This window comes from Streptomyces sp. SID14436, from assembly GCF_010548465.1.
GTDB lineage: Bacteria > Actinomycetota > Actinomycetes > Streptomycetales > Streptomycetaceae > Streptomyces.
Genome location: NZ_JAAGMD010000537.1, coordinates 1 through 7,122, shown reverse-complemented (window position 1 = coordinate 7,122; position 7,122 = coordinate 1). Strand labels below are relative to the sequence as shown.

The following is a 7,122-nucleotide window of genomic DNA, read 5'->3' as shown; positions in this document are numbered from 1 at the left end:
CCACCGCAGCCGCGACCGCTCCCGCCGCCCCGCCCGGCCCCGCCGGCACCCGCTGGGAGCCCGGACGGCGGTTCGTGCTCCGCGCGGCCGGCCTGCCGATCGAGACCGTGCACGGGCTGCGCTGCCCCCGCACCCGCCGCTGGGCCGAGGTCGTGCTCACCGAGGAGACCCGCCTGACCGCGGCCGGGGCGGAACTCAGCGACCTGCTGCACACCCTGGTCAAGGCGACCACCGGCCCCGACGAGGCGCCCGGCGATGCCGCCGCGCGCCGCGCCCTGATCAACCTGCGCCGCCAGGTGTTCAACAACCGGCTCCCGGCCGATCCCGCGGCCGCCGTCCGCCTGGTGACGGACCGGGACCCGGACACCGGCCGGCGCACCGCCGACTGGCTGCGCGACCGCGCCCGGCTGGAGGAGCTGCGCGCGGACGGCGGGGACCTGCTCGCCGCCGAACTGGACGACAGCCGACGGGCGTTGCGCACCGCGCTGGCCGACGACCGGCTGCGGCACGGCCTGCTGCTCGCCTCGCCCGCCCTCGACGGCCGGCTCGACTCCTACCTCAAGGACGGTTCGGGGCGGCCGGGCAGCAGGCTGCGCAAGATCGAGCGGTCGGCGCTGACATACCTGTACCGCACCGCCTGCAAGACCAGCCCGTTCAGCACCTTCACCGGTGTCGGCCTCGGCAGCTTCGCCGGTCCGCCCGGGGACGACGGGGCCGGTCTGACGTGCGGCGAGGACTGGGTGAGCCATGTCCGGCTCAACGTGGTGGTGCTGACCCGGCTCACGGAGCTGATCACCGCCGACCCGGAGCGCCGCCGCGACCTGCCCCTGGTCCTGTCCCCCGGCTGGGGACGCGACGCCGACCGCATCCGCTACGTGCGGCACGTGATGACCGCGGGCGACGACAGCGCGGCGGTGACCTTCGACGCGGTGCGCGACCGGCTGTTCTTCCTGCGCAGCAGCGGCACCCTGGAGGCCCTCCTGGAGTGGCTCGGCGACCGCGAGGAGCCGGTGCGGCACCGGGACCTGGTGGACCGGCTGGAGCGCGGCCACGGCGCCGGGCGCGAGGAGTGCGAACGGTACGCGTCGGCCCTGCTGGACCTGGGCATGGTGCAGGTCCCGGTGCTGCGCACCGACGTGCACAGCCGTGACCCGCTGCGGTCCTACCAGGAGGCGCTGCGCTCCCTCGCGGTGCCCTGGGCGGACCGGCTGGCCGGCCTGCTGGACGGCCCGGCGCGGTGCCTGGACCGCTACCCGCGGGCGGACACCGCCGGGCGCCGCGCCCTGCTGAGCACCCTGCGCGCCGGCCTGCTGGACGCGCAGCGCGACCTGGGGGCCGAGGAGCCGACGCTGCCGCAGACCCTGGTGTACGAGGACGTCGACACCGGGGGCGACCTGGTGTGCGGTCCGGGGGTGCTGGGCGGGGACACCGGGAGGTCGCTGCGGGCCGTGGAGGGGGTGCTGCCGCTGTTCGACCTGACGCTGCCGCACCGCGTCACCCTGCTCGGCTTCTTCCTCGCCCGCTACGGCCGCGGGGGCCGCTGCGACGACCTGCTGGGCCTGGTGCACGACTTCCACGAGGACTTCTTCGACCAGTACGTCTCCTTCACCGGCCGGCGCGTGCCCTTCGACGCCTCGGGCGCCTACGTCCCGGAGGAGAACTGGCTCGGGCAGGACGAGATGCGCACCCTCGACCGTGCCCGCCGCCACTTCCACGACGGCATGCGCGCCCTGTGGCAGGACGGCCGGGACGCGGAGGAACTGGAGCTCCCCGAGGGCCTGCTGGCCGGGACGGCGACTGAACTGGAGCCGCTCACCGGGCACTTCACGCCCCAGAGCCACCATCTCCAGCTCTGCCGCGCCCCGGAGGGACCCGACCGTGATCTGGTCGTCCTGAACAAGTCGTACGGCGGACTGGCCTTCCCCTTCAGCCGGTTCACCCACCTCTACGACGGCGCCGGACCGGACGCCGGCGGCGACGACGCGCCGGGTCTCTCCGCGACGCTGCGCGAGGAGATGGCCGCCCGGGCGCCCGAGGGGGCGGTGTTCGCGGAGGTCACCGGCGGGCCGGTCAGCAGCAACCTCAACCTGCACGGGCGCCTGACCGGGCACCACATCGTCTGCCCCGGCGAGACGAGTTCGGTACCGGAGGACGCCCGCATCCATCTCGACGACCTCTACGTCGAGCACGACGAACGGGCCGGCCGGCTGGTGCTGCGCTCCCGCCGCCTGGGCCGGGAGGTCGTCCCGGTGTACCTCGGCTACCTGGTGCCGGTCGCGCTCCCGGAGATCCCGCGCACCCTGCTGCTGCTCTCCCCCAGCACCATGGCCCCCGTCGACGTGTGGGCGGGCGTCCCCGAGGCCGAGCCGGTGGACGGGGTCACCCGCCGGCCGCGCGTGCGGCACGGGAACGTGGTGGTGAGCCGCCGCAGCTGGACCGCCGACGCCGAGGTGCTGCCCGTCCGCGAGCCCGGCACCGGGGAGGAGGAGCACTACCTGCGCTGGCTGCGCTGGCAGCGGGCGCACGGGCTGCCGGACCGCTGCTTCGCCACGGTCGCCCTCCCCGACCGGGGGCCGGTCGGTGCGAAGCCGGTGTACGTCGACTTCGACAGCCCCCTCGCGCTGGCCGCCTTCGAGGCCCTGGTGGAGCGCGGGCCCGGGGTCCGGGTGACGTTCCGGGAGATGCTCCCCGCCGAGGACGCCCTCCATCTCACCTCCGCGCGCGGCCGGCACGTCGCCGAGCTGGCCGTGGAGACCTTCACCACCCGTCCCCTGCCCTCGTCCCCCACGGAGATCTCCCCGTCATGCCCGAACTGACCGAGCCCGCCGCGTTCCGGCCCGGCCCCGGCACGGCGCCCTCGCCGTGGCTGGCCCTGCACGTCCACTACGCCGCCAACCCGCAGCCGCTGCTGGTCCATTGCGTGCGCCCGCTGGTCGACCGGCTCACCGAGGAGGGCCTGCTGTCCGGCCACTTCTTCATCAACTACTGGCTGGAGGGCCCGCACGTGCGGCTGCGGCTGCGGCCGAGCGGCCCCGACGCCGAGCCGGAGGTGCGCCGCCGCGCCGAGGAGGCGATCGGACACTTCCTGAAGACCCGCCCGGCGCTCTACGAGGTCGACTCCGGCTTCCTGAAGGACTTCTACAACTCGCTGTTCGACATCGAGTTCCCCGGCGAGGACCGGGCCCGCTACATGGGCCCCGACGGCCGGATGAACCTCCGCCCGAACAACTCCTACCGGTACGAGGTCTACGCCCCCGAGTACGCCAAGTACGGCGGCCCGGCCGGGGTGGAGCTGGCCGAGTGGCACTTCCGGCACTCCAGCGACCTGGTGCTGGAGGCGTACCGGAGCATGAACCTGCACGTGCGGACGGTGCTGCTCGGCACGTCGGCGCAGCTGATGATGGTCATGGCGAGCTGCTTCCTGCCCGAGGAGGACCGGCTCGCCGACTACCTCGACTCCTACTACGCCTTCTGGCACCGGCTGTTCCCGGGCACCGGGTTCATCGGCTCCACGGAGTACGAGCGCACCTACGCGCAGATGGCGCCGGCGCTCGGCGCCCGGTTCGCGATGCTGCGCACGGTCGTGGCGGACGGCGGCACAGACCGGCTGCCGCCCTTCCTGCGGCGCTGGGCCGAGCACTGCCTCGAGCTGCGCGCGCGGGTGGTGGACCTGACGGAGCGCGGGGAGCTGGCCTTCCCCGCCTGGGAGGGCCCGGCCCGGGAGGACGCCGGGCAGGAGCGTGCCGAGGACCCGGACGCGGCTCCCCTGGTGACCGTCACGCACGTCCCGGCGGTGCTGCCCCGGCTGCTGTCGCCGTACATGCACATGACCAACAACCGGTTGCACGTGACCATCCGGGACGAGGCGTACCTGGCCTTCGTGCTGGGCCGCGTCCTGCGCGAGCCGGAGACCTCCGGGGGACGGAGAGACGCCTCGTGAGCGCCACCGACCGCCCCGCCCCGCAGCACACGACCGCGGAGCGCACGGCCGACGCCGTGCGGGCCTACCGGCCCGCCCTGCGCGACGGGGTGCTGATCAGTCCCGCGCTGCTGCGCGGCCCCCGCACGGTGCACCTGGTCAAACACCCCGTCAGCCAGGCCGCGTTCGAGATCGGCCCCCGGGAGCGCTTCGTCCTCGGCCTGCTCGACGGCACCCGCGACGCCGACGACGTCGAGGCCGCCTACGCGCAGCGGTTCCGGCGCCGCCTCCCGCCGGAACAGTGGACGCGGCTGCTCGGCCTGCTCGGCACGCGCGGGCTGCTCGACGGCTCCCCGGACCCCGCGCCGCCCGAGCCGCCCCCGGCCCGCACCGGCACCCTGTGGAAGGGCAGCCGCCGGACCGTCGCCGACGCGCAGGCGACCACCGGGCGGCTGCACCGGCTGCTGCGCCCGCTGCTGCGCTCCTGGGTCCAACTGCCGCTGCTGGGCGCGGTCCTGATGATGACGGCCGTCGTCCTGGCCGATCCGGGAGCCGCCTGGGACGGCACGGTGGAGCTGCTCACCCGGCCCCTGCTGCTGGTCCCGTTCGCGGTGTTCCTGTGGTTCAGCGTCTGCGCGCACGAACTGGCCCACGGCGTCGCCGCCCGCCACTACGGCGGGGTGGTCACGGAGATCGGGCTGCGCTGGCGGTTCCCGGCCATGATGATGTACTGCACGGTCGGCAACTACCTGTTCCTGAAGGGACGTCGGGCCAAACTGGTGGTCGCCGCCGCGGGCGCCCACGTCAACCTCCTGCTCCTGCTGCCCCTCGGGCTGTGGTGGGCCTTCCTGGACCCGTCCGACCCGGTCCGCGCGCCGCTCACCGGCATGCTGTTCGTGGGCATCGTGCAGGCGCTGAGCAACCTCGTGCCGCTGCCGCCGCTGGACGGCTACCGGATGCTCGGCCACGCCCTGGGCACCGCGAACCTCGCCCCCGAGACGGCCGCCTACCTGAAGCTGCGGCGGCGCGGCCGGGACGCGGTCGCCGCCTATCCGCCGCGGGCCCGCCGCATCCACACCGCGTACGCCGTGACGGCCGTGGCGCTGGTGCTGCTCGCGGTGGCCGGAAGCGTCACCGCCGTCGCCCTGCTGGTGATGCGATGACCCCGCAGGCGACGACCCCGCACACGACGCCCCCGCAGGCGCCGGCCCCGCGTACGCCGCCCCCGCACCGGAGCGCCCCGCCGCCCGTCCCCCGACCCGGTCCGTCCCCCCTGGACCGCGCAACCGACGAATGAGGTACCGCACATGACCCCCACCCACCCCGTCCCCGCGGACGGGCCCCCGCCGGCCGTCACGGTCCGGGACGTGACCAAGCGGTACGGCGACCGGCGGGCCGTCGACGCCGTCTCGCTGGAGGTCCGGCGCGGCGAGTTCTTCGGACTGCTCGGCCCCAACGGCGCGGGCAAGTCCACCCTGGTGGAGATCATGGAGGGCCTGCGCAAGGCCGACTCCGGCTCCGTCACGGTGTTCGGCGAGTCCCCCTGGCCGCGCAACACCGGCCTGCTGCCCCGCATGGGCGTGCAGACCCAGTCGTCGGCGTTCTTCGTCCGGCAGACCGTCCACGAACACCTGCGGACGGTCGCCGCGCTGTACGGCGTCCGGGGCGCGGCCGTCGACGCGGCCCTGGAGTCGGTGGGCCTCGGCGACCGGCACCGCGTCCGGGTCGACGACCTCTCCGGCGGGCAGCGGCAGCGCCTGGCCATCGCCTCCGCGCTGGTGCACGGGCCGGAGCTGATCTTCCTCGACGAGCCGACCGCCTCGCTCGACCCCGAGGGGCGGCGCGACCTGTGGGAGGTGCTGCGGGGCCTGAAGGCCGAGGGCCGCACCATCGTCTACACCACCCACCACCTGGACGAGGCGGAGGCGCTCTGCGACCGGGTGGGCATCCTCGTCGCCGGGCAGCTCGTCGTCACCGACGCGCCGCAGAACCTGATCGGCTCCTTCGGCGCGGCCGGGCGGCTGCTGGTGCCGGCGGACCGCATCGACGAGGCGGCGGCCGCCGCGCTGCCCGGCGTGGACCGGGTCACCGTGCAGGGCGGGCACCTCGTGCTGGAGACGCGCGCCACCGGGCGGGTGCTGGCCGCGCTCGACCCGCTGACCGGCCTGGACGGGGTGCAGACCCGCATGCCGAGCCTCGAGGACGTGTACCTCGAGATCACCGCCCGCCGGGCCGGCCGGACCGGCGACACCACGGCCCCGGACGACCGGGCCCCGAACCACCAGGAGCAGCAGGCATGAGCGCCTACACCGCGCTGACCGCGGCGGGCTACCGCGCCCAGGTCCGGGACAGGACCACGGTCTTCTTCACCTTCGCCTTCCCGCTGATCTTCCTGGTCGTCTTCGGGCTCATCTTCCGCGGCCGGGACGTCGAGGAGAGCGGCTTCTCCTACCTTTCCTACACCGCCTCCGGGGTGCTGTCCTGGGGCGTCGCCAACGCCGCCGTGTTCGGCATCGGGTTCACGCTGATGCAGTGGCGTGCGGACGACATCCTGCGGATGATCCGCATGTCGCCGGCGCCGCTGTCGGCCGTCATCGGGTCCCGCTACGTGCTCGCGGTGGGCGTGGGGCTGGTCCAGTCGGCGCTGTTCGTCGGGGTGGCCATGCTGCCCGGCTTCGACCTGGTGCCCGCCTCCCGGTGGCCGCTGCTGATCCCGGTGCTGGTCCTCGGCGTCACCACGTTCCTCCTGCTCGGCGTGATCGTCGGCAGCATCGGCAACACGCCGGAGTCGGTGGCCGCGATCGCCAACTTCCTGATGCTGCCGATGGCGTTCCTGTCCGGGTCGTTCTTCCCGCTGGACGCCATGCCGGACTGGCTGCAGAAGATCTCCCTGGTCCTGCCGCTGCGCTACCTCAACGACGCGGTCGCGGCGGCCCTGACCGGGCGCGGCGACCTGGGCGACATCGGGGCCGGATGCGCCGGACTCGTCGTGTTCGCCGTGGTGTTCGGGCTGCTCGCCGCCCGCCTCTTCCGCTGGACGAAGAGCTCATGACGGCGCCCGCCCGCGGCACGCTGCCGCATCCGATGACCGGGGCCCGCGACGCGCTCCAGGAGTTCCTCGACGCCCGCTTCGGGGCCGGCGCCCCCCGGGTGGTGCCGGTGGGCGCCGTCGGCGCGGGCGGCGGCGACGCCGGGGCGCCCGA

At 74.7% G+C, this 7,122-nt stretch carries 5 protein-coding genes; all 5 read left to right on the top strand.

The features are described from left to right. The first annotated feature begins 74 nt into the window (after nucleotides 1–74). The 5 genes from G3I53_RS18840 (at nucleotide 75) to G3I53_RS18820 (ending at nucleotide 6,971) form a co-directional block, all read left to right on the top strand. Nucleotides 75–2,816, top strand: coding sequence for a lantibiotic dehydratase (locus G3I53_RS18840; protein WP_164438571.1), 2,742 nt, complete (start codon nucleotides 75–77; stop codon nucleotides 2,814–2,816). Further along, a complete protein-coding gene (locus G3I53_RS18835; RefSeq protein WP_164334971.1) occupies nucleotides 2,804–3,940 on the top strand; it encodes a lantibiotic dehydratase C-terminal domain-containing protein in 1,137 nt (378 codons plus the stop codon). Before G3I53_RS18840 ends, G3I53_RS18835 begins: the two co-directional genes overlap by 13 nt. Next, complete coding sequence (locus G3I53_RS18830; protein ID WP_343240647.1) at nucleotides 3,937–5,082, top strand: M50 family metallopeptidase; 1,146 nt, start codon at nucleotides 3,937–3,939, stop codon at nucleotides 5,080–5,082. Before G3I53_RS18835 ends, G3I53_RS18830 begins: the two co-directional genes overlap by 4 nt. Nucleotides 5,083–5,226: 144 nt before the next feature. Beyond that, complete coding sequence (locus G3I53_RS18825; RefSeq protein ID WP_164334537.1) at nucleotides 5,227–6,219, top strand: ABC transporter ATP-binding protein; 993 nt, start codon at nucleotides 5,227–5,229, stop codon at nucleotides 6,217–6,219. Beyond that, entirely contained in the window at nucleotides 6,216–6,971 is a 756-nt protein-coding gene (locus G3I53_RS18820; protein WP_164334538.1) for an ABC transporter permease, read from the top strand. Before G3I53_RS18825 ends, G3I53_RS18820 begins: the two co-directional genes overlap by 4 nt. Nucleotides 6,972–7,122 lie beyond the last annotated feature (151 nt).

Coding starts and splice junctions, on each gene's coding strand:
- G3I53_RS18835 (WP_164334971.1), top strand. CDS start 2,804: ATGCCCGAACTGACCGAGCCCGCCGCGTTCCGGCCCGGCCCCGGCACG.
- G3I53_RS18825 (WP_164334537.1), top strand. CDS start 5,227: ATGACCCCCACCCACCCCGTCCCCGCGGACGGGCCCCCGCCGGCCGTC.
- G3I53_RS18820 (WP_164334538.1), top strand. CDS start 6,216: ATGAGCGCCTACACCGCGCTGACCGCGGCGGGCTACCGCGCCCAGGTC.